This is a genomic window from Hominimerdicola intestinalis (assembly GCF_054655215.1).
Genome location: NZ_BAAHNZ010000001.1, coordinates 402844 through 426871, shown reverse-complemented (window position 1 = coordinate 426871; position 24028 = coordinate 402844). Strand labels below are relative to the sequence as shown.

General features: G+C 44.1%; 21 protein-coding genes. 6 read left to right on the top strand and 15 right to left on the bottom strand.

What is annotated here, in order from left to right; translation table 11 throughout:
- Positions 1–271 precede the first annotated feature (271 nt).
- From ACYQ0H_RS02065 to ACYQ0H_RS02040, 6 genes are all read right to left on the bottom strand, one after another.
- On the bottom strand, positions 272–1621 hold the full coding sequence (locus ACYQ0H_RS02065) for a Sapep family Mn(2+)-dependent dipeptidase (RefSeq protein WP_459811167.1): 1350 nt from the start codon (positions 1619–1621) through the stop codon (positions 272–274).
- 18 nt (positions 1622–1639) lie between these two features.
- A complete protein-coding gene (locus ACYQ0H_RS02060; protein WP_459811166.1) occupies positions 1640–2491 on the bottom strand; it encodes a metallophosphoesterase in 852 nt (283 codons plus the stop codon).
- Between the two features lie 90 nt (positions 2492–2581).
- Entirely contained in the window at positions 2582–3433 is an 852-nt protein-coding gene (locus tag ACYQ0H_RS02055) for a patatin-like phospholipase family protein (protein WP_459811165.1), read from the bottom strand.
- 45 nt (positions 3434–3478) lie between these two features.
- Positions 3479–4003: a hypothetical protein gene (locus tag ACYQ0H_RS02050; RefSeq protein ID WP_459811164.1), complete on the bottom strand. Its 525-nt coding sequence runs from the start codon at positions 4001–4003 to the stop codon at positions 3479–3481.
- Positions 4004–4022: 19 nt separating this feature from the next.
- Positions 4023–4562, bottom strand: coding sequence for a hypothetical protein (locus tag ACYQ0H_RS02045; RefSeq protein WP_459811163.1), 540 nt, complete (start codon positions 4560–4562; stop codon positions 4023–4025).
- A complete protein-coding gene (locus ACYQ0H_RS02040; protein ID WP_459811162.1) occupies positions 4555–5079 on the bottom strand; it encodes a MotA/TolQ/ExbB proton channel family protein in 525 nt (174 codons plus the stop codon). The genes ACYQ0H_RS02045 and ACYQ0H_RS02040 overlap by 8 nt, the downstream gene beginning before the upstream one ends.
- A 285-nt stretch (positions 5080–5364) precedes the next feature.
- On the opposite strand from ACYQ0H_RS02040, the gene ACYQ0H_RS02035 reads away from it, so the two are divergent.
- Entirely contained in the window at positions 5365–6300 is a 936-nt protein-coding gene (locus tag ACYQ0H_RS02035) for a hypothetical protein (protein WP_459811161.1), read from the top strand.
- Positions 6301–6399: 99 nt separating this feature from the next.
- Here the strand turns inward: ACYQ0H_RS02035 and ACYQ0H_RS02030 are convergent, their stop codons facing one another.
- The 6 genes from ACYQ0H_RS02030 to ACYQ0H_RS02005 form a co-directional block, all read right to left on the bottom strand.
- Positions 6400–7170: a zinc ribbon domain-containing protein gene (locus tag ACYQ0H_RS02030; RefSeq protein WP_459811160.1), complete on the bottom strand. Its 771-nt coding sequence runs from the start codon at positions 7168–7170 to the stop codon at positions 6400–6402.
- An 85-nt stretch (positions 7171–7255) separates the two neighbouring features.
- Entirely contained in the window at positions 7256–10105 is a 2850-nt protein-coding gene (locus ACYQ0H_RS02025) for a YfhO family protein (protein ID WP_459811159.1), read from the bottom strand.
- A gap of 21 nt (positions 10106–10126) precedes the next feature.
- Positions 10127–11056: a glycosyltransferase family 2 protein gene (locus ACYQ0H_RS02020; RefSeq protein WP_459811158.1), complete on the bottom strand. Its 930-nt coding sequence runs from the start codon at positions 11054–11056 to the stop codon at positions 10127–10129.
- Between the two features lie 115 nt (positions 11057–11171).
- On the bottom strand, positions 11172–11837 hold the full coding sequence (locus ACYQ0H_RS02015; RefSeq protein WP_459811157.1) for a PspA/IM30 family protein: 666 nt from the start codon (positions 11835–11837) through the stop codon (positions 11172–11174).
- A 30-nt stretch (positions 11838–11867) separates the two neighbouring features.
- Positions 11868–12464: a hypothetical protein gene (locus tag ACYQ0H_RS02010; protein ID WP_459811156.1), complete on the bottom strand. Its 597-nt coding sequence runs from the start codon at positions 12462–12464 to the stop codon at positions 11868–11870.
- A gap of 38 nt (positions 12465–12502) precedes the next feature.
- Entirely contained in the window at positions 12503–12979 is a 477-nt protein-coding gene (locus ACYQ0H_RS02005) for a hypothetical protein (protein WP_459811155.1), read from the bottom strand.
- A 497-nt stretch (positions 12980–13476) separates the two neighbouring features.
- Here ACYQ0H_RS02005 and ACYQ0H_RS02000 point away from each other — a divergent pair, with 497 nt between their 5' ends.
- Positions 13477–14196 (top strand): 16S rRNA (uracil(1498)-N(3))-methyltransferase, encoded by a 720-nt coding sequence (locus tag ACYQ0H_RS02000; RefSeq protein WP_459811154.1) that lies wholly within the window; start codon positions 13477–13479, stop codon positions 14194–14196.
- 170 nt (positions 14197–14366) lie between these two features.
- A complete protein-coding gene (locus ACYQ0H_RS01995) occupies positions 14367–14645 on the top strand; it encodes a hypothetical protein (protein ID WP_459811153.1) in 279 nt (92 codons plus the stop codon).
- A gap of 107 nt (positions 14646–14752) precedes the next feature.
- Here ACYQ0H_RS01995 and ACYQ0H_RS01990 read toward each other — a convergent pair whose 3' ends face one another.
- Positions 14753–17260, bottom strand: coding sequence for a right-handed parallel beta-helix repeat-containing protein (locus ACYQ0H_RS01990; RefSeq protein WP_459811152.1), 2508 nt, complete (start codon positions 17258–17260; stop codon positions 14753–14755).
- A gap of 304 nt (positions 17261–17564) precedes the next feature.
- Between ACYQ0H_RS01990 and sigK the strand changes: the two genes are divergently transcribed.
- Entirely contained in the window at positions 17565–18248 is a 684-nt protein-coding gene (sigK, locus tag ACYQ0H_RS01985; RefSeq protein ID WP_459811151.1) for an RNA polymerase sporulation sigma factor SigK, read from the top strand.
- Between the two features lie 144 nt (positions 18249–18392).
- Here sigK and ACYQ0H_RS01980 read toward each other — a convergent pair whose 3' ends face one another.
- A complete protein-coding gene (locus ACYQ0H_RS01980) occupies positions 18393–20624 on the bottom strand; it encodes a serine hydrolase (RefSeq protein ID WP_459811150.1) in 2232 nt (743 codons plus the stop codon).
- Positions 20625–20814: 190 nt separating this feature from the next.
- Entirely contained in the window at positions 20815–21588 is a 774-nt protein-coding gene (locus ACYQ0H_RS01975; RefSeq protein ID WP_459811149.1) for a putative ABC transporter permease, read from the bottom strand.
- Between the two features lie 383 nt (positions 21589–21971).
- Between ACYQ0H_RS01975 and gdhA the strand changes: the two genes are divergently transcribed.
- Positions 21972–23324, top strand: coding sequence for an NADP-specific glutamate dehydrogenase (gdhA, locus tag ACYQ0H_RS01970; RefSeq protein WP_459811148.1), 1353 nt, complete (start codon positions 21972–21974; stop codon positions 23322–23324).
- 160 nt (positions 23325–23484) lie between these two features.
- A complete protein-coding gene (locus tag ACYQ0H_RS01965; protein ID WP_459811147.1) occupies positions 23485–23907 on the top strand; it encodes a hypothetical protein in 423 nt (140 codons plus the stop codon).
- Positions 23908–24028 lie beyond the last annotated feature (121 nt).

Here is a 24028-nt window from a genome sequence, read left to right as displayed (position 1 = left end):
ACTTAAACGTTTTCCCTGTTTTCAGGCAGTCTGAAAAGCTCAGTACAAACGCCCTCTCCGTTTATTGCAAAAAAGTTTCCGATGCTTCCTGCAACACTGTGTTCATTAATTATAAGCTGTTTATTAACAGAGGTCCTATTAGTTTACAAAATCTTATCCGCCCTGTTAGAGTTCAAACTTATGTTCCACATGGAACATTTTTATTTTTTATATCGCTGGAGCTGTTTTCCTGCAAAAAAAGCCCTCCGCAACAGCCGGAAGACTTCTGATCTCAGCCGCATATCTCAACGATAGCGTTGGCGTACATATTGAGATTATATTTCAGCGTTTCAAGACTGATATGCTCGTCAGGACCGTGCATATTGTTGTTTTCCTCGGGAAATTCCGCTCCGAAAGCAACTCCGCCTTCTGTATTGTGAACGTAGGTAACTCCTCCCTCCGCAATACAGCGTCCCTTTTCGCCCTTTACCTTTTCATAGGTTTTCAGAAGCGCCTGAACAAGCTCGCTGTCCTCAGGAACATAGTGCGGCTCCATTCCCTCGCAGGATGTAACGTTCATTCCGGCGTTTTCAAGGCTTTTCCCGATAATCTCCTTTATTTCCCTATAGGTACGGTCTATCGGAAAACGAATATCTATACCTCCGCTTATCGTTCCGTTTTCATATTTAAGCTGAGTGAGAGCACAGGTCATTTCTCCCGAAATACCGTCGCAAAAGCCCAGTCCCGCCGAGCTTCCGTTTGTTTCTCCGTGAGGAAAAAGCGCCGTAAGCCTTTTTGCAGCTTCACAGCCGCCGCAGGCAAGAAACTCAAGCAGCGCCGTAACGGTATTCCTGCCAAGTTCAGGACGCGAGCCGTGAGCAGACTGCCCTGTTATCTCAAAGCCGTTTTCCGTTTTCTGTACAGTACAGCCGCCGATCTCTTGGGGAATACTGTCCTTTCCGTACTCCGCAGTACATACGGTTTTCCCCGGAACAGCGTTTATGACCGTACCTCCGTCTATAACGGTGATTTTGATCTTACCGCAGTCAAGGATTCCCTTTCCGCTGAATGTAAGATGAAGCATTCCCTTTTCACAGTTAAGTACGGGAAAAGAACCGTCGGGAGTAAAAACCATAGGCGGAAAAGGCTCCTTTGTCTGATAGTATTCAATATCCTGACAGCCTCCTTCCTCGTTTCCTCCGAAAATAATACGGAAGCTCTTTTTTATAGGTATTCCCAGCTCCTTTATGCACTTTACAGCATACAAAACCGCAACACTGGGGCCTTTATCGTCTATTGCGCCCCTGCCGTAAGCGACACCGTCCTTAACGGTACAGGCGAAAGGAGGAAAGCTCCAGCCTTCTCCCGCAGGAACGACGTCAAGATGACTCAGTATTCCAAGCACAGGCTCTCCCTGTCCGAAATCCATTGAAACGGCGTAATTACCGAAGTTCTTTACTGTCATTCCAAGTCTTTTGCCAAACTGTGATCCCCATTCCAGAGCCTTTGCCGACCCCTCTCCGAACGGCATACCCGGACGCGGTTCGGAAAAGCTGCTGTCTATGGACATTATCTCATTCATTGAGCTTAATACATCATCTATATTCTTATCAAAATAATCCGATATTTCCTTTTCAAACACTGAAAACTCTCCTTACGCTTATTTTCCTGTCAAGGTTACGCTTATTATCTGCGACGGATTTTGCAGACGGAATTTTCCAAGTCCAGCTGAAACCACCATGCTTGAGCCGAATTTATTATATACTCCCTTTGTATATTCGGGAAACAGCTTTCTTTCAGGTGAAAGCAGTCCGCCTGCAAGCGGAAGCCTGACGATCCCCCCATGGCAATGACCCGAAAATACTATATCAGCGCCCCATTCGGCGTATTCCTTAAACGGAAACGGATTGTGCGCCAGAAGAATGCTGCATTTATCGGTATCCGGAACTCCGAGAAGCTTTGTCAGAAGGCTTTTATCAGCCTTTTTAAGTCCTCTGTAGCCTGTTCCCGAAAAACTTCTGTAATAGTCCGCCGAAAGCTCCAGACCGTATACATCGATATACTCTCCGTTACGGCAGATTCTTTCCGAAGAATTTCTCAGCACATGAACTCCCTCTGACCCAAGCTTATAATTAAGCGCCTCTGATTTTACCACCGCTTCGGTCTCATGATTTCCCATAACGTAATAAACCGGAGCTATTTTCATCAGTCTCTGCATCAGAACAAGCTTAGGCGTTAGATTTTCTTCAGTTCTGCTGAACAGATCTCCCGTAAAGAAAATATAGTCCGGATCGCAGAAGCCGCAGGAATTGATAAGATTATTGAAGCCGTCCCCGTATCTTTTTTTATGCAGGTCGGAAAGATGAAGCAGCTTTACGCCCTCAAAGCTTTTAGGAAGCTTTTTGCAGCTTACGGTATATTCGTCGGTGACAAGCTGTCTGTTCTGTACAAAACAGTATGCCGAAAGAGCGGCGGCAGCGCATACAGCCCCCGCAGTTTTCAGTTTGCTCATATTTTTATTCTGCGCCCTCTTTCATATGATCTGCGGCATTATATTATCAGCCCGCAGTATAAGTATATTCAAGGTCACGGGAAAATAACCTCAGCGGCTCAGAAGATATTTACGAAGCTGACCCGACGCCCATTTCGCATGGTCATATCCGTGATCGTAAAGTCTTCTGAGCTTTTGGGGATCGCCCTCCGTCCTGCCGACGCCAAAGGTAGTTTTCGGAGTAAATACGCACACCTTTCCCTCGCTCTGAAGCTGCTTTATTTCACTTACTGATTCGTTGTATCTCGCCGCTCTCGTCCTCATTGCTTCTACGAACTCGGGATTTTTTCTGTAATATCTTTCCGCAAGTCTCATAGCAGGCTCGTCCTTCTTTATATAATCCCTTGGGCGGGTAAGTATTATAATAAGCTTATCACAGCCCGCTTTCAACGCCTGCTTATACGGAATTGAATCGGCTACTCCGCCGTCAAGATATTTTTCGCCGTTTATTTCGATCTCCGGAAACAGCAGCGGTAGCGCACAGCTTGCACGAAGATGCATAAAGCTTCTGTCATCTCTGTCGCAGGGCAGGTATTCCGCCTTCCCTGTTTTTACATTGGTCACTACGGCTATTATTTCCCCGGGATATGCTTTAAATGCACTGAAATCAAAGGGAAGCTCCTCATTGGGGACTTTTCCGTAAACGTAATCCATATTGTAAAAGCTTCGGTTTCCTTTTCTGAACATATGTTTCATTCCCGAATATTCAGGACGGTTCATATATTCCGACGCAAGAATAAGATTTCTTCCGATCTGACCCGAGCAATATGAAACTCCGAACGCTATACCTGCCGAAACGCCTATAAAGTAGTCGGCGGTAATCCCCTCCTCAAGCAAAACGTCCAAAACGCCGCATGAATAAACAGTACGGCTTCCTCCGCCTTCGCACACTATACCAAGCATTATGTATCATTCCTTTCTTCCTCAGCCGTATACGGCGGCGTTTTTTTACCGCTCTGCCGCTTCGGACACTTGTTCGGCTTCTGCTTTTGAAGATAAGTCGGTATAGACCGTATCGGTATAAGGGATCCCAAGCTCGTCCAGCATAGAATGCATCTTCTCCACAGCGTTTGCTACCGCATTATCGTCGCACAGTTCTATAACCGCCGTATCCTTATCCATAACCGCCGCAAAATCCTTAAATTCCTCAAGCGTATAGACCTTATCGCCGTAAATATAGGTACTTCCCGATATTCTGAGCTGTATTACCGTCTTTTCAGCCTCCGAGGACTCGTCGGCGCTTATATTCTCCTGAACCGCAGAGGACGTTTTTCCTGAGCTTTCGCCGCCCTCTCCCTTTCCTCCTCCCAGACCAAGTCCGAGATAATTCATAAACAGCAGAACCGCAATAAGCAGCAGCAGGATTATAAGCATAAAAATAAATCTTTTTTTCTTCTTTTTCTTCAGACGCTTTTTCTCATGCTTTTCCTGAAGCTCCTCGGCAGGGTGGATATACTCTCTGTTATTCTGCATAATTTGCTCTCCTTTCAGTCTACAGGCTTGTATTTATGTAAGCCAGATATATGTTTTCATAATCCTCGGAAACACTTTCCAAAGCGCTTCTTACTAACGCTACACTGCGGTAAAGTACCGTATTGCCGTCGTAGATAAGGGCGGCAAGCACAATTTTCTTTCCTCCCTGCGAAGCCTCCTCAAATACCGAGCCTATTATCCCTTCGATATCCGAAGAGCCGCCGTTCAGCTGTGCTGATTTAATCTCTTCTCCGTTCATTACAAAAGACAGCTCGTCCGAAGCGCCGCTGCTTTTTATATATACGGAAAGCATACCGCCGTTTTCAAAGCCCTCTGCGGCTTCAATATACGACTTTAGCTTCTCTTCGCCGCTCTCGGCTTCCTCCCTGATATGTTCAAGCTGAGAGTTTGCATTTTCTATTTCGGTTCTTGCGTTTTCCTGCGCCTGCTCCGCCTTTGCCGAGGAATTCATCATGACCCAGAAAAGCATTATAAGAATTACATCAAGCAGTGAAGTCAGCTCTATAATAAGCCCCTTGTTCTTACCGAAGCTATTCATACGCTTCCGCCCTCTTCTCGCCAGCTGCTATTGAATTGCGTTCCAGATAAAGCTGAACGTTTTTTTCGTTGTCCTCTATCTTTGCGCTTACAACTCCGTCGAGCAGCTTAAATACGATCGCAAAAACCAAGCCCCAGAAGGTAGAGGTCAGCGCTCCGTAGAAATTCCCCTGAACGTCCGCCATATCCTCAACCAGAGAAAGCAGGGAAACTACCGTTCCCAAAATTCCCAGCAGCGGGAATATTCCCGTCAGGTTTACAAAAACCGAATAAAGCTTTCCCGTACGGTTTCTCATATTTACTACATCGGATTCCCTAAGCCTTGAAAGCTCCTTTTCCGCTTCGGCCTTCGATTCGCTCTGATCCGGTACAAATACTGGAATATGCATTTTTCTGTACAGCTCGTCAGCCGATTTTTTTGTAAAATAATATACGGCTGCGTTGCAAACCGCCACAATAAAAATTATCATATCGAAGCCCAGCAGATTCATTGTTACTACCGACATAAATTCCTTCATAGCACCGCCCGTAAGCCTAAGCGTTCAGGGCTTCCTCCGTTTCAAGCATATTTTCAGCTGCAATTCTGTTCGCTGTTTTTATTGTATCACTTTTTTCACGCAATTGCAACAATAAATGACGCCCGAAGCGGAGAGTATAAAGAGAAATATACTGTAAAGCCGTATTTTATGCGGTTAATTCAACAAATTAACCAAAAAGCTGTAAGAAAATTTGATTAAAAAACATATTCACAGCATACGGATAATATGATATAATTTATTTGACTTGTGTTTGGAGGTGTGACAGTGCGGAATCATAAAGGAACAGTTTTAATTATCGGCGCTGTCTGCGCTCTTGCCGGCTGCAATGCCGCAGGTACAGGCGATTCGGACGGAAGATCCTCCTCCGTTACAAGCGTATGCGAAAGCAGGACCCAGACATTAACTGACGGGCTTTGGGACGGCGAAGCGATAACTGCTGAAAGCGCAAGGGAAAAGGGCATTGTTTACTGCTCGGACGGAGAATCCGAAAATACTGAGCTATGGAACGGCTTTTTACGAGATGTAAAAAAAAGCAAAGCGGCTTCTGTCCTTTTATACTCCGACGGCGCTTTTACATATGTCGATCACTATTCAGATACAGATTCAGGTAAAATGATGTTTTCAGTAATACGAAAGTATCGGGACGAAGATATTCTCTGCGAAGACCGTTCGCTTTATTCCTGCGGCAGGATAACCGCTCTTCTTACCGACGAGGGGACCGATTACTATATCGGAGATATGCTTGTACTTTCGCTTCCGTCGCAGAATACGACTTCCAGGGCCGTTCCTTTTGAATATGAGGTCTTTAGGGCAGACAGCGGCGCAAATGTATCGTTTCCGTTTACAGGTACTTTCTCTTCGTATTCAGATTTTGATAAATACTATGAAAATTATGATGACGAGCTTAACCTCAGTGAAATGAAAGAAAGTATGATCGCTTATAATAATGAAGGCGGCTTCAACGACCACGTTATATTTCTTCGTGCAGATATGGAAGGCTCGGATTCAGTGGTTTATTCCGTATCGAATGTTGTTAAGGGCGATAATAAGCTTGAAATATATCTGAAAAAATACATTCCCAAGGATAAAAACAGCAGCGTTGCAAAACTGCAAACGACAGTCAGGATACCGTCGGAATATCTCGACGATATAAACCCCGAGGACGTAAGCTGGAATATATACTGTGAATATGAAATTTAAAAAGGCTGCCGCACGCCCACAAAGCAAGGGATCTCCCTTTACGCTCCAAGCCTGCCCAGCCTTTTGCTGCCAGCATACAAGTCCTCTTACGGAATTGTATTATATTATCTTTTCGCCGCACCGCTGACAGAATTTTGCTCCGTCCTTAAGCTCTGCGCCGCAGCCTCGGCACCTGGCGGCTTGCTTTATGACCGCCAGAGGATCCGACTCGGCGCTGTCGTCGGGACCCATATAATTGCTGTTCTTAAATTCAAAGCTGGGAGTTACTTCTTCCGGCTTTTCTTTTCTTTCGATTGCCGGATCACCTAAGCTTACGTTTTCCGAAGCGGGCATATATTTCATGCATGGACACATGACCGAAAAGTCGTCCGTCGCATTTCTTCCCCAGAGAGTTATCCCGCAGAGGAACAGGAATATTCCCGCGGCAAGGGGAAGTCCAAACAGAAGCGCCTGCATTATATACATAAAATTCGCTTCGTCCGAACTATCGGAAGCAAGCCTGAAAGCAGTGTCGTTTATAAGCCTGTAAATATAAATTGCCGGAGCGGCAGACATTACCGCAGACAAAACCGTTACGACTGCGCCGAACTCAGCGCCCAGCTTCTTTTTCCTGCGGTTGGCAAGACAGATAAAAAACACTGTAAGCGATATGGCAAAAAGCACGATCGAATCCCGATAGGTGGTAAAATACTCGTCCCATTCCTTTGAAAAAAGCATCTGCGCTCCGCCGAATTCCCTTCGGTATATCTCCCTGCCGATAAATTCCAGAGCCGTTCCTCCTCCAGACGCAAGCAGCGCTATAAATGCAAACAGACACGACGCCGTACCTGCGTCGCACAGCTTTTTCCTGTGATTCTTAACAGCCGTCATAAAAACACTTCCCTTTCCTAAGCCGAAGCCTGATTAAATCATAGCAATTTACCGCAGGCTTGTCAACAGCGTAAAACCTAACTTTTTAAGAGGTTTTGTCGGTTTTGCTGTCTCCTGTCAGCGGCTTTGCCGTTCCCGAGTCTGTCTGTACGGCTTCAGCCTCAGTACCTGACTGCGGCTTTTCAAAGAACCTTTTGACAAGTCTGCCGTTCTTGTATTCAAATAAGAATATGAGAACTATTATCAGCAGTCCGCAGACGGATATTATTACTGCGGCGGTAAAATAGTTAGGGGAGAACTCCATAGTTATAACGTTTTCGCCCTTTTCAAGAGGTATCGTAATAAGCGAATCAAGCGATTTCTCGGTTTTTACCTCTTTTCCGTTTACCTTTACTATCCAGCCGTTTTCGTCAGGTACGGTCGTAAACAGCACCTCTCCGTCGTTTTCGGCTGTACAGCTGCCTTCAACATAGGTATCCTCATGCTTCGTTACGTTCCATACCTTTTTCTGAAGCTGTGTATCTGCGGCCTGAAACGCTTCCATATCAAAGGAATAGAACAGAGCGTCCGACCAGAAGGCCTCATTATCGTCATTTGCAACAGTAATACGGATACGGATATCTTCGTCGCGGTAAAACTTTCCAAGATTGAGTATCGAATAGTTATCGCCCACAAAGAACTGTCCGGCGTATTCCATTGCAGAGGTACCTTTAAGATAGTCCTCCTCTTTCTGTATCCAGATATTGCAGTTTCTTTCGTACTTGGTCGGCAGGTACATATAGAGGTTTGAATCCTTGTCCATTCTGACTACATAGTCTATATGACACTCCGCTATACTCTGATCGGCAGGATAATACTTGGTATGTCCGTCCGCAAGGCTTGACGTAAGCATATTTTCGGTTTCCGAATTATGAGGCATAAGCCTTGTAAAGAACTTTGTATCTGAGGTCTGCGAAAGAAGCGCATTGAATACGTTGTTCTGATTTTCAAACGGATCGCTTTCTATAAGCTGAACATCGCTGATTTTTGAAGATGAAACGACTCCAAGTCCCAGCGCATAGGGATTCTTATAGAATTTGTATTTAGCCTCCTGCTCCTCAATATGAGTGGCAAGCTTATAGTCCTCCGGAACCTTTGTCCTCTGATCCGAATAATCCGAGCCGCCGTCGTAATCCTCCTTATCCATAAGATAGCGTATTCCGAAAAGCGCGTCTGTAAGATAGGTAGATCCGTCGTATTTGGTATAATGACCGCCGTAAGCGTAACCAAGCTTCTGCAGCATTTTAAGCGCAGGCGAATTCATCGTAGAACTGGAATGTGAAATTCCGTAATAGCCCGTTCCAATAGGGTCGTTTACAGTTCTGTGGAACGCCGCCTCCATACGGTAAAACGGCGAACCGTCAAAGGTCCTGATATGCTTTACAGCATCCCTTGTATCGCTCATATACGGCTCGTAGGAGGTATACTTGCTGTAGGCAACGTCAACGTCTATCTTATGCAGCGTATCCATTGTATTCGCAAGCATTTCAAGTCCTACAAGCATACAGAGGATCACACTTACCGCCCTGGAGGTCTTATATTTCCTATAAAGATAAAGCATAGCGAAATATACCGACAGAGCTATGATCGAAAACCAGATACCCTGAATAACTCCCTTTGTTTCGCCGTTTTCCGTTCTTCCCTCAAATATCTGAAAATGAGCATAATTTTCCCTCTCACACCAGAACAGGAAAACCATAAGCCCGAAGAAAACTCCGCCTATTTCCTTTGCGGTTATTCCGTCAAGATTTTCAAAGGCTCTGTACGCCATTAAGAGCAGTATAAACGAAAATGCGAACGAATATCTGTACGGCAGCCAGTTAGGCACCTGAAAACCGTGCCATGCCGTATCTATAGGAACGATATACATACTTACAAAGAGTACCAGCAAAAGCAGACCCTTTGAAACCTTTTCCTTTATTCCTAGCTTTGAATTCATAAAGAAAAGCGGAACGAGCAGCAGAACCGCAGAGCCGCAGAAGATCATCGGCAGTCCTTCGGGATAAACCGTATCATAGCTCATTGGGAAAAGCTTTGTTATAAACGTAAGAAAATCAAACTGAGTCGCAAGAGAAAAATCCGGTGTGGAAAATTCAAGCTTTCCCAGCTTCAGCGAATTATACACAGGAACAAGAACTACACACGCCGCCATTACCGCCGTTACAGCGCAGGCTCCGAACTGTACTATTCTCTTGACAATATGCTTCGGGAGTATACTCCCCTCGTGTGAAAGACAGTAATATACAAAGTAGCAGAATGTGAAAAAGCCCACCATATACCCGATATAAAAATGAGCGATAAACATAAGCGCAAGAGGAATTATAAGCGGAAGCATCCTGCCTTCGTCCACTAGCCTGTGAACTCCCCAGCAGATAAGCGGAAGGTAAATAAGTCCGTCAAGCCACATAGGGTCCATAAGCTGAACCGTCATATAAGCCATAAGCGCATAGCACAGCGAGAAAACTATCAGAGAAGTATTTTTAGGCTTTCCGGTTTTTCGCAGAAAGAACGCAAAAGTTACCGCCGCCGCACCTATTTTGGCGAGCTGCATAAGCTCGATAGCTCCGCACATAGCCGTTCTCGGCAGCAGACAGATTATAAGCATGAACGGACTTGCGAGATAATACGCAAATATACCGAACATTTCTCCCGAAAGATTCCTTGACCAATCGTAAACAAGGCTTCCGTCGCCCCAGAACGCATCTCTGAACGCCTCGTAGTAATAAACGTACTGACCGTTGAGATCAAGCACCAGAACGGAATTATCGCCGTAAGGATGAACCCCGAACAGAGCATAGGCAATATACATTATCAGCGCAGGCACAGCGAAAACCAGAAGGTATATTCCCTTGCTTTTCAGCAGACTTCTGATCACTTCAGTATTCCGACTCTTCACAGACTTGCTCCTTTTCAGAATTTATTTACTATCGTTCTTTTTTACTATATCCCTTATTATATACCTGGGTCTGCTTTTTATTTCCTCGTATATTTTTGACAGATAGAAGCCGATAACTCCCAGACTGAACATTATTATGCTGGAGGTAAGCAGCTGAAGGATTATAACAGTAGAAAATCCCGCTGCGGAGTTTCCCCATATTTTATTGTACAGAGTATTTACCCCGAGTATTACTGAAATAATAAACGTAATTATTCCGCATACCGTAACTATTTGCAGCGGAGCGGAGGTAAAGGAGGTTATATTATTTACCGCATACTTTATAAGCGATTTTGCCGACCACTTCGACTCTCCCTCCGCCCTCTCAGCGACCTCAAAATAGACCTTTTCGGTCTTGAAGCCCACCCAGCTGGACATGGCCCTGAAAAACGTCAGACGCTCAGGCATTCTGTTCAGAGCGTCAACTACCTTTCTGTCCAGCAGTTTGAAATCAGACGCCGCTTCCATATCAAGGCCGGACGATCTATTGATTATTTTATAGAAAAACAGGCTCATTCCCTTATATATAGGATTTTCTTTTCCGCGGCTCTTTTTTCTGCCCTCAACTATATCAACGTCGTTATTTTTCCAGATCCTGTACATATCTGCTATAACCTCGGGAGGGTGCTGAAGATCGCAGTCCATAAGCACGCAGGCGTCGCCGGAGGCTACCTCCAGACCTGCAAATATAGCGCTTTCCTTACCGAAATTCCTGCTAAAATTAACGGCGACTATATTCTCTCTGCTTTTTGCCATAGCGGATATTTTATCCCAGGTCTTATCACTCGAGCCGTCGTTAACAAAGATAAGCTCGAACTCTATCCCGTTTTTTTCTAATATCCCGGAAACGACGCGGGCGGTATTTTCCACGTTTCCCTCTTCGTTATAGCTCGGAATTACAATTGACAGCAATTTTGCCAGCTCCTTTTTATTTTCACACTATATACGCCGTTTAAAACAGCACAAGGGACGCCATAAATGACGTCCTCTTACATCTTATAATTTATGTATCATGATCCTATTACTCTTACTGCTGACCCATTTCAGCCATAAGCCTTGCAAGCTCAGCGTCTACAGCGGCGTTGGTTTCAAGTTTATCAAACTGATCGTCGGCAGCCGAGGTTCCGGCAAGCTCGCTGAACGCTTCAGCATTTGCTTCCTTTTCGGATATCTTCTGCTCCATCTTATCAAGCTTTCCGAATGCGCTTGATGAATCAACATTGCCCATGGATTTAGCTATATTGCTCTGAGCGTCAGCCATTTTTGAACGGGCAATAAGCATAGACTGACGGCTTCTCGCCTCTTCAAGCTTTGATTTAAGCGCTTCTACCTGAGTCTTTATAGTATTGACCTGAGTTTCAGCCTGATTATTCATTTCGGTATACTGCATTATCTGCTTATCTGCAAGCACCTTTTTGGAAAGCGCCTGCTTGGCAAGCTCCTGATTTCCCGCCTGAAGCGCCGCCTTAGCCTTGGATTCCCACGAAGCCGACTCAGCGGAAGCCTTATCAAGACTCTTCTTGATCTGCTTCTGCGACGCCATAGCCTGTCCCAAAGCGTTTATGCTCTTTTCAAGCTCCTCCTCCATATCGGCTATTATCTGCTTTACCATTTTCTCCGGATCCTCGGCTCTGTCAAGCAGATCGTTGATATTAGCCTTTATAAGATCTCCTATTCTCTGAAAAATTGCCATTGCAGTGTCCTCCTAAAAATTAATTATTTTTTATTTATCCGACAGTTCAGAACCGCCGGAATGCTTATTATTGAAATCCATTCTCGCCTTATTGAATGTCCACACAGCAGACACAGCGAAAATATATGTTATTATCTTTGTAACAGTCATCATTACTCCCGAGAAATCGGCTATTGCAGAAACAGGAACCGCCCTGTTGAGAATATCGAACAATATATTGGCTCCTGTAAAAAAGGCAAGCTTCTGCCAGTTGGAATAAAGCCTTGAGAGATTCGATACGTCGTTCACCAGATAATTATTATTCATAAGAAGCTTTATCAAGCTCCCTGTAAATACAAACACCGCCACAGCCGATGCAGCCCCCGCAGTAACGCTTACCGCGCTGAAAACCGCTCCTCCTGTTGCGGAAAGCCTGAATACCGCCGCCGTCAGGCAGGACGCAGTACATATTCCCAACGGAATATACGCCCGCTTTTTCATAACCGCAAAATTTTTGGAAAAATCGGATATCTCCGATATTCCTCCCAGCATAAAAAGCATTCCAACAAGCTTAAGTATATAATTCAGGACCCAGCCGAAATTAAGCTGTACCGCTAAAAAAGCATATCCTAATGTAAAAAAGTTCATATTAAAATTTCCGCTCCCGCCGCCGAATCATACAGCGTCTACCTCTTTCTGAAAAGCGTTTTTATCAGCAGGGCCGCACCTGCCGCCGTCATTGAAAACATAATTATATAAACGTATAGAGAGCTTCTTACGGCATGAAACTCAAGCGAAGTGAGCAAAGATATAAGAATAACCAGAAGTCCCAGACAGCAGACTATACCGCCTATTATCTTTCTGTCGAGAAAAAAGAGCAGACCTATACCTACCAGAAGAGGTATAAGCATAGTTCCCGTCGGCAGACGCATACCGAACATACTCCAGTAGCCGCCGCCCCATGTACTTGAAACAGTAAATGAATTAAGTATCCAGAAAACTCCGCCGCCGAATAAAAGAAAACCCATAAAAAACTGAAGCAGCTCGCGGTCGGACGAACCCTTTGAATTTCCCTTGTGTATGCAGCTGTGATATTCTTCTGTTTTCTGCCCGGCTTTTATCTCAGCCTCAAGCTTTTTCAGCTTCTTATCCGTATCAGCCATTAAGCGCTTCCCCCTTTTATCTTTCCCCTTTAACTTTGCTGTAAGTAAATTATAGTACATTTAGCCGCCGCTGTCAATGTTTTTTGCCTGTTTTCACTGAATTTTTGCTTTTAAAAATGCGTACAGCCCAGCCTGTCCTATTGCTTTACATAATCTTACATTTAAAATCAGACAAAAAAACTCCCGCCAAAAAGCGGGAGCCAAAAAATAAAAAATTATAGGGGAGAAGCCAGTAGAAATTTCTTCCTACTGAACTGTATATATGAAGGCTTGGGGTAAAAGCCAACATACCATGAATAAACGCCGTCTTTCGGCAGATAATCAAAGGAACCGCTGATGTGAACCGTTGTCCTTCGACGTATATATAATACCCAACTAATGTGATATGCGTGTGAAAACTTATTGTATTTAGTATGAAATTTATTGAACTTTTTTTTAAGATGTGATATACTGAAAATACGCCGAAAATCGGCAGAACTCATACGGAGGATAATAAGATGCCGCGTTTTTTTATCAGTGAACCCGACGGCTCAGAGGCCGTAATTACCGGCGCCGATGCAATTCATATAGGAAGAAGTCTGAGAATGAAGCCGGGGGAGCAGCTTATTCTGTGCAGCAACGGAACAGAGTACATATCTGTGATCAAGGAAATATCAGACAGCGCTGTGATCTGTAATATTATCGAAGCACAGCCGTCGCTTGCCGAACCTGACATTCAGCTTCACCTGTTTCAGGCTCTGCCTAAATCCGATAAAATGGATCTTATCATACAAAAAGCAGTTGAGCTAGGGGTTTATCGGATCTATCCCGTTCTTACGGAAAGATGTGTATCCCGCCCTGACAGAAAAAGCTCGGAAAGGAAGCGCCAGCGGTGGCAGAAGATCGCTTTGGAGGCGGCAAAGCAATGCGGCAGAGGTATAATCCCGCAGATAGCGGAAATAATAACCTTTGACGAATGCATAACAAGGCTTGCCGAGCTTGACGTTTCGCTTATGTGCTATGAAAAAGGCGGCGTTCCGCTCAGGTCAGTTGATTTCTGCTCCTGCAAAAGCGCAGGACTTCTTATCGGAAGCGAAGGCGGCTTTGAACAAAGCGAAGCAAAGAAGGCGGAGATCTGCGGAATAACCCATGCAACATTGGGAAACCGCATATTAAGATGTGAGACCGCGCCTCTTGCTGCTATAAGTATAATAATGTCGATAACAGGAAATATTTAAATACAGTCAGTGGCTATTTGTCAATTATGCACAAAAAAACAAACTTATTTTTTTATTTTTTGAAAAATACTTGATTATTAATACAGTCTGTGGTATAATATCTGTAAGCTGATACGATATAAGAGGCTGTAAGGCTGCGTATCGGAATGAAATTAAAGGAGTGTTTGAACATGGGTAACGGATTAAAAATATTTGCCGCTCTCGGAGCTGTCGCTGCCGGCGCTGCTGCAATTTTTGCATTAAAAAAACGTAAGGAGCTTCAGGATTACGATTACGAAGAGCTGGACGATGATTTTGATGACTGCTGCTGCGGTTGTGACGAATGTGAGTCTGATGAAGAAGCGGAATCAGAAGAAGCCTCCGAGGATACGCCTTCCGATGATACTACCGGGGACGTTGAAGCTGACCTTGACAGCGTAGAAGAGCCTGTTGAGGACGTTGATAAATAAAGTCAAATCGGATCTTTCATTCTGAAACTGAAAAAAGAGACTGCTTTAGTGCGGTCTCTTTTTTGCATTAAAAAGCAGCTCCGTATAGCTTCGGAACTGCTTGGAACTCATCTGGGTTCTGACCATGCTCCGTAAATACGGGTACCGTCTACCGTACTATACGATCTAACGCTTACGAGATAGGTCTTTCTTACCTTAAATGACTCCAGACTGATCTGAACAGGAGTTTTCAGCTCCTTTCCGTCGGCTAAGGAAACAAAATCATTTATAAGGCAATTTACGCTGTATCCTCCTTCAGATGTTTTTCTGCTCACAAGGGAGGAAGGTTTTTCGGTTCTGGGAACTACTTTGACTGCGTCCTGACTCATAGGAACTATATCAAATTCAGCATCTACCTCTCCGCAGTAATCTCCCTGAGCGGTGATCTTTACCTGAGCTGTGCCTATATTTACGTTATTAAAGTATTCAACCGTATAGTCTATATCGGGAATCAGCGTTGCTCCGGCCGCTTTTATCGTGATGTCCTGAGTTCTTGCCCGTCCGGTAAATGCCATTTCCGGCTGTATATCAATGAAGGCTTTTTCAATAGAGGTCTTTGTTTTTACGGAAAAATCCTTAACGGCATTACCGTACTGCTTATTTTCTCCCTGCATTACATATGGAACTGCTTTGTAGAAATACAGTGTTTTAGAGGTTAAATCGTTTTCCTCGAATCTGTTTTCAGTCTGGTCGGAAACTATCTCGTATTCACCGTCCGAGCCGCGTTTTCTGTATATTTCATAACCTGCGGCTTCACTTTGATAATCCCAGGTAAGAACCGCATTATTTTCCGTAATATCAGACGCCGTAAAATTACCGGGTGCAGCTGTAACACAGTATGAGCCTTCGCCTACTGCGATATTTTTTGAATTGCTGCTGAAGACGCTTCCCTTTACTGACGCTTTGCTTTCTCCCGTAAGACATATTCCCCTTGCAGACTGAGCCGTTGAATTATCGGTACAGCTTATATTTTCAGTCGTTTTTCCGGCAAAGCATATTGCGGAGCTTCCAGCGTATTCAACCGAATTTCGGTCTACTGAAATATCCGAGCATGAATCCTTTATCAAAATTCCGCAGGCGGACGGTTTTTTTACCGTATTTTCGTAGACTTTCGACTCGCTGACCTTTCCAGTAAGACATACCGCTGACTCACCAGCTGATTTTACCGTATTCGCCTTTACGGTAAACTTCTTTCCTCCGCTTATTTTTATCCCGTCCCCGGAACTGCCGGAAACGGTATTTTCGGAAACGGTGATATACTTGCTTCTTACAATATCTATAAGAGCCGAGCCTTTGACAAAGCCGTCCTTTGTACAGCTCAGTTTATTGCCTGAAATATCGCAGTCAACAGCGTCGTCGAGGATCACCGCCTGCGCTGCCGATTTTATCTTGTTCCTGCTTATCTTTACGCCCTGCACCCTGTAATTATGATCCGGAAGCTTGGTACCTTTCACATTTTTACCGTATATCCTGATCCCGTATGGCTGAGACGCCGCCGAGGTGATTCTTGTTTCTATTTCATTGCCCTTGATAACAGTCTGAGCGTCGTCGTTTATATTGCTCAGCGCAGCTTCATAGGTGCTGCCGATCGGTCTGAAATAGTCCGTTGAGCCGTCGCCGCTCATATACATAAAATCAATTCCCATACCGACTTCGGACATTACGTTGTTCTCGATAGTACAGTTCTTATGATTATACATTATAATGCAGACGCCGCTGATATTTTTAAAAGTATTATCCTTTATTACAGTATTGGTATAATATTTTCCAAGCACCGCCGAATGAGAGCCTATCCCCCTGCAAAGACTGTCAAACTCGTTGTTTTTTATAACCACATTGTTTGTAGCAGTATCGTCAAAAGGCTCGTATTCGACAAACAGACCGGGATTATTCAGAACGTCAAGCTGAATAGCCTCCTTCTGAAGCGATCCTGTATAGCCGCTGAAACGGCAGTTTTCAATTGTAAGCCCCTCTATTCCTCCCAGCTCAAGATGATGTCCGTTTTTGTTATTGCATATTTTTGAATTCCTGAAAATAATATTTCTCGCATGACCTATTCTTATGTTGGAGAAATACGCCGTTTTGTAATATTCGGAGGTGTTTCCGTCCCATGTTCCGCCTTCGATAATTATATTCCTGTCTGCGTCGTAGCCGCCGGAATAATACTGCTTGGTATTTTTCAGCATACAGCCGCCGTCAAAGCACTTCTTTATTACAGCGCCATCATCCATATACAGCCATGTATTGCTGTATATTCTCAGAGTTTTCGAGATACGGTATTCGCCTGCCGGAATAAAAACCTTTACCTGAAGCTGATCGGAAGCGTTGTCCCTTGCGTAATCCAACGCCTTCTGGATAGCCTTGGCCGAATCCTTTTCACCGCTTCCGTCCGCACCCAGCTCAGCTGCGTTTATCTGCTCACAGCCTTCGGAATATTCCGGCAGCTCAGCTCCCGTCGTTTTGACTGCACCTTTTATTTTTGAAATATCATATGCAGCGCCGCACAGAGAAAACATCTGTATCATCAGCGCCGCGGCGATCAGATAAACTGCCGCCTTTGCTTTGCTCCCTTTCATTGCTTAAACTTTCCTCCAGCCGTACGTTTTGTTTCTCTTTTGATCTGCTCCGGTTTCCACACAATAAACCTTATCGGCAGAATATATTTAAAATCACATAATAAATTATAGACTATTCCGCTTTTTTTGTCAAGAATCACATAAAGTCAAATAAGACTGAGATGTAATTTTGTATGTATTCACAAAAAAGTTCAATACTTTTATGCACCTTAACAATCGCCGCCGCTCCCTAAGGAATAGACAATCCCCGTTTCAACATAGGATATACAAACAAACAAAAACAATTCAGAGAGGCGGTAACCTTATGTTCGCACTGATCATACAGTTCCTCAGCAGTCATTTTCTTTTCTTTGCCCTGCATTTCGACAGCAAAAACGTCTTTCCGAAGCCTTTGTCCGCAAAGGAGGAAAGGGAATGCTTTGAGAGGATCGCACAGGGCGACAAGGCCGCTAAGGATAAGCTTATAGAACATAACCTGAGGCTTGTCGCACACATAATAAAAAAATACTATTCTGCGTCAAAGGATCAGGACGATCTGATATCTATAGGAACTATCGGACTAATTAAAGCCGTTTCTACCTTTGATTATACCAAAGGCTGCCGGTTTGCGACTTATGCGTCAAGGTGCGTCGAAAATGAAATACTTATGCATTTCCGCTCTTTGAAGAAATCAGCCGGAGAGCTTCATTTCGACGAACCTATAGAAACCGATAAAAACGGCAATCAGCTTACATTAATAGATATAATCTCCGACGGCAGCAGCGTAGCAGACAGTATTGAGCTTCTGCTTTCCTCCGAACGGCTTTACAGACTGGTAGACAAATATCTTGACAAACGGGAATCTGAAATAATTATCCTGCGCTACGGACTTTATAATCAATCTCCCCTGACTCAGCGAGAGGTAGCCCAGAAGCTGAATATTTCACGGTCATATGTTTCAAGGATAGAAAAAAAAGCTTTGCTCACTTTAAAAGCTCATATGAACTAAAAGCGTTGAATAAAAAAGGGCGTCATTTTCCAAAAGGAAAGGGCGAACGCAATTCTCTTCTGCGCTTACGTCGTTTGCGTAGACTGAACTGCGTTCGCCTCTTCGGCTTTTATCAATAAATGCGCCGCTCTGTAAAGAGAAGCTTTACCTTCCGTAGTATGCCCACATTTCATTGTGGATCGCATCAGCCGCTCTAGCAACCTCCTGAAGCCTGTAGGGACTGACGCGGTTTGTAAAGCAGATAAGAACATACGGATGTTCAGCCTCAACTACGGCTGTATCATGGTGAAGCTCATCTGTCCACCCGCACTTGGAATATACGGTATATTTTCCGTTAAGACCTATCCTGAAATTGCTTGCCGTTGAGCCTGCAAGTCCTTTTCTTATAAAATCTTTATATTTTCCGCTGTAAATGTACTTATACATCTGTATCCATTCCTTTGCGGAATCAGCCGCAGAAACGTATCCCCAGCGCTGATATGCGCTCATTGTCGTTCTGCACCCCAGCGACGCTATGTATTTATTATAACCGAAATATCCGAAGTAATCCTGAAGCATATAATAAGCGCAGTTATCGCTGTAATCAAATATATACTGCATACACTGCTTTATTGTAAACTGTGTGCCGAAGCTGTAATTCTTTATTATTCCCGAGCCGCCTGAGTAATCGCTGCCGCGGTAGGTAAGCTTAGTGTTCATTGAAGGCGAGCCGTCCTCCATTTCCTTTAGGCAGTACAGCATATAAGGCATTTTTACGGTACTTGCCGTTCCGAGATAGGATTTTGCATTATAGCCGACCATTGCGCCGCTGTCGAGGTCAAGCAGCATAAAGCTTGCCGTTCCCCCAAGACCTGTCAGCGAATTATACAGTCTGTTCTTTGCACTGTTAGAAATTGCATAGCCCTGACCGTTGGTAAGCTTTACCGAATATGAATTGCTGTAGCCGTTTATAATGGAATCATAGCTTTTATCGTTGAACACTCTGGTTTTCTTCCATGACGAGCATACTCCCGTGACCTTTACGTCAGGAGTTTTGGAAACCGCTCTGACCTTTACATAATAATTTCTTCCCACCGGAAGAGCTTTTGTAGTCAAGCTTGTGGTACTGCCCGAGGTTATTTCCTTCAGCAGAACAGAATTGCCCGTTTTGGCGGAATTATAGTATACCTGATAGCCGGTGGCATTCGGGACCTTATTCCAGCTGACCTTCATGGTTCTTCTGTCAACCTCGGTCTTAAGATTTTTTACCTGAGAGGGCTTTGAGGAAAACTTTATCTTTACAAGCTGACCCTCATAAGTTTTCCAGCTTCTTACCTTTACCGCCTGAATTTTATAGGCATTTCTCTGTCCGGCTGTTCTGCCTGTAACCTTAATCGATGTTCCTGCTGTCGCCGTAAGCTTTTTATAGGAATCAGACGCTGCGTCGTAACGGTAAACTATGTATTTATCAGCATTTCTTACAGGCGACCACTTTATAGTATACCCGTTTTCGGTTAGTGAAACGGCTTTCAGTCCGGTTACTTTTCCCGGATCGGTAGAAGCATAAATTTCAGACCAGATACTGTAGAAGGTTCTGTTTCCTATCGTCTTATAGCTCTGTATACGGTACTTAAGCGTCGTACCCTCTTTCAGATTTCCCTGATTATGTCTAACTGTATCCGCCGAAAACGTCTTATAGCTTTCCCAGACACGCTTCTGTGAATTCCATTTCTGCATTCTGTAGCCGGTAACTCCGCTGACCTTTTTCCAGTCAAGCCTAACTACCGTCGGCGAAGAATTGGTATTTGCAAAGCCCGCAGGCGCTTTGACAGTAGGTCCGGTTATAACGAATGTCCTGCTGACTGTCCCTGTAAAACCTCCCATCCCTTTGACAATAATTGAGGCAGTACCTATCTCCTTATTGTTCCTGTATTCAACGGTATAATCGGTATTTTCCGTCAGCTTTACACCGTTGAGCGTTACATTTACAGCGGGAGTTATTTCCTTTGACGTATACACATATGCAGAAATATAATTCACACTGCACTGAGAAATATTTTGAAGAACAGGAGGTATATCCTCTTCCTCAAGAATATACCCGCAGACTATGCATTCCTTGTGTTTATGACCCCATTCGTCGGTGGGCTCTTTATCAGTTATCCATTCGCTCGGAGCGTGACCAAGAGCCTCCGGATACTCGAAATAGCTGTCACCGCAGGCACATTCAAAATAATATTCTCCGCCGTTTACACAATCCGGCTCGCTTATTACGGTCTTACAGTAGTCATGTGAATGCTCCTGAGCATATGTTTTAACATCAAGCCTGTCCGTATGTATATACAAAGTACAGGCAACAGAAGCGGAGCATAAAAACATTATAATATTTTTTATTTTCATAATGGCCGACTCCCTCTTTTATTCTTTATTTTAATTATATCATTTCAAGGATAATATTTCAACGAAATTTGTCTTGAATTTTAAACTTCTGCGTTTTGCATATATAAAAGTATTATGATTTGTTGCAAATACACATAATTTAAAAAGCTGTACGAATAATATACCGTACAGCTTTATTTTCTTATATGAGCTATTTTTTCTTCTGAAGCCTTTCCCTGAGCTCAGAAAGCGCTTCATTGAACTTTTGAGATCTGGCGGTAGGGTGAGCAAGGATAAAGTCCTTCTTGAAAAAGCCTATCCGCTCGGTAAGCTTCGCCTTGTCAGCCCTCAGCGCCTCTATTCTTGCCGCAGCGGCGGAAGCTCTTTCCGAACTCTCGAGCTTAAGCTCCAGCTCCTCCTTCGCCTTCGCAAGCTCGGATCTGATCTCGGTGATCTTCGCCAGCAGTTTATTGAGGTCAAGAGCGGTGCGAACAGCATATACAAGATCGGAAATGAATAATGCGGAAATAACTGCCGTAATTATCAGCGTTAACGATCCGGACATTGTAACTACCGCTTTTTCTATCGGCTTATGTATCACATACATAAGCAGCAGCGATAATAATCCCCAGAAAAGCGAAGATCTAAGGCAAATATATCCTTTTATATTAAACCTTTTGCCGCTGTAGTCCCAGTACTTCATTTTCAGCAGGCTCTCCATCAGCCAGCCGGTCATGTATTCAAGAACCGTAGTCCCGGCTGCTCCGAATATAAATACCAGAATCGGAACGTCCCGTACAGGAAGACAGACAAGCAGGATAATAAGCGCTCCGAAGCCGTAGATAGGCAGCATAGGACTTCGCAGAAAGCCTCTGTTAACAAATTTTCTCTGGCTGAAGGAAACTATAGCCGATTCAATGCACCAGCCTACAAAACAGTATATGTAAAAAAACATCAGCCATTGCAGAAAGCCGTAGTCATACATTTATTATCACTGACCTTTCAAGCGGAAGAGGACCTTTCACTAATAGCATTATAGCATTATACATGACAAAAGTCAATAATCTTCAAAACCGCCGAGTATTTTATCATAATTAATGCCGCAGTATCCGGCAGCTTCAATTAACTTACAAATATATGCAACCTACACATAAAATTAAATCATTTTCTAAGAATAAACCGTTCTTTTTATCATATTTTAATATTTTTTTGAATTTTTTGCCCTCGGGTCTTGCAAAATAAAAGCATATATGATATACTAATAAAGGTGTCGGATACCGAGATGGGATCCCGCTGCTTAAATTTTAAACCAGGCGGCGGAATTATTCGGGATCCACAGCAAATCTAAAATAATAAGGAGTTAGTTTTATGGAAATCAAGAATGCATATCTTGCCGGCGTTTACGCTCAGGTAGAAAAACGCAATCCCGGAGAAAAGGAATTTCTCCAGGCCGTAAAGGAAGTTCTCGAAAGCTTCGAGCCTGTAGTTGAAAAAAGACCTGACATCGTAGACGCAGGTATAATCGAAAGGATCGTAGAGCCTGAAAGATTTATCCAGTTCAGAGTTTCCTGGGTAGACGATAACGGCAAGGTACAGGTAAACCGCGGCTTCAGAGTACAGTTCAACTCGGCGATCGGACCTTACAAGGGCGGCCTCAGACTTCATCCGTCGGTATGCGCTTCCGTAATCAAATTCCTGGGATTTGAGCAGATCTTCAAGAACAGCCTAACCGGCCTTCCTATCGGCGGAGGCAAGGGCGGCGCAGATTTTGACCCTAAGGGCAAGTCTGACGGAGAGATCATGAGATTCTGCCAGAGCTTTATGACAGAGCTTTGCAAGCATATCGGAGCAGACACCGATGTTCCCGCAGGCGATATCGGAGTAGGAGCAAGAGAGATCGGATATATGTTCGGGCAGTATAAAAGACTCCGCAACGAATTTACAGGCGTTCTTACAGGAAAAAGCCTTTCCTACGGCGGCTCGCTTGCAAGAAAAGAGGCTACCGGTTTCGGTCTTTGCTATTACACAGACGAAATGCTTAAATGCATGAAAAATGACAGCTTCAAGGGTAAGACTGTTGTTGTTTCAGGCTCCGGAAACGTTGCTATCTACGCTACGCAGAAAGCTACAGAGCTTGGAGGCAAAGTCGTTGCGCTTTCCGATTCAAACGGTTATATCTACGATCCCAACGGTATCAATCTTGATGTTGTTAAGCAGATCAAGGAAGTTGAAAGAGGAAGGATCAAGGAATACGTTAACCGTGTAGACGGCGCAGAATATCACGAAGGCTGCAAGGGGATCTGGACTATCAAATGCGATATCGCTCTTCCCTGCGCTACTCAGAACGAGCTTGACGGCGAGTCGGCTGATATTCTTATCAATAACGGCGTTTTCGCAGTTGCAGAGGGTGCTAATATGCCATCTACTCCCGAAGCTATTGAAAAGTTCCAGGCTGCCGGAATACTCTTCGGACCTGCAAAGGCTGCAAACGCAGGCGGCGTAGCAACCTCAGCACTTGAAATGTCCCAGAACAGCGAAAGACTTTCCTGGACATTTGAAGAGGTAGACGCTAAGCTGAAAAATATTATGATCAATATTTTCCACAACTCATATAACGCTTCAAAGGAATTCGGAGTTGAGGGCAACCTTGTTGCCGGCGCTAACATCGCAGGCTTCCTCAAGGTAGCCGACGCCATGAAATGGCAGGGTGTAGCGTACTGATACAGCAGACAATTAAATAAAAGAGGCTTCCCGGCGTTATGTTCCGGGAAGCTTTTTTATACAGAAAGTTCCTCAAAAACTCAGTTGACAAAGGCGCTGAAATAAGCTATAATAAGGTATGATTAATGTAAACTTTTCTGAGTTTACAGGTAAATATATTATGAAAGGGGTCGGCGTTCCGATGAAAAGACTTCTGATCGGAATTATGATGATAATGACGGCAGTTACCGTTTTTACGGGCTGCGGTAACAAGGAGGAGCAGAGTTCCTCCGAAAGTGAAAATACGAATACAGTCGAGTATTTTCAGGAAAAGCTAAACGGCACCTTTGCCGGAAGCAACGACACCACATATATTTTTTCAGACGGAAAGATAACTCAGCAATATGAAAAGGACGGCTCTCAGGCTGAAAAAAAAGGCTCATACACGATTACGGAAGCCGATTCTGACAATGACGGAGAGAATGATTCGGTATCACTTCGTCTTACTATCAACGGAAATTCGTCTTCGTATACGCTTGAATCAGACGGAGATAATATAATATTAACAGAGGGAAACAGAAAAACGACTCTGACAAAAAAATAAAGCTCAACGCATCGGGGCAGCTCCGATGCGTTTATTGCAGTTCAATGATGATATAAAATTAAATTTAACGGCAGGTATTGTCAATAAATTTCTACGGTATAATATTTACCTGTGAAAGGCG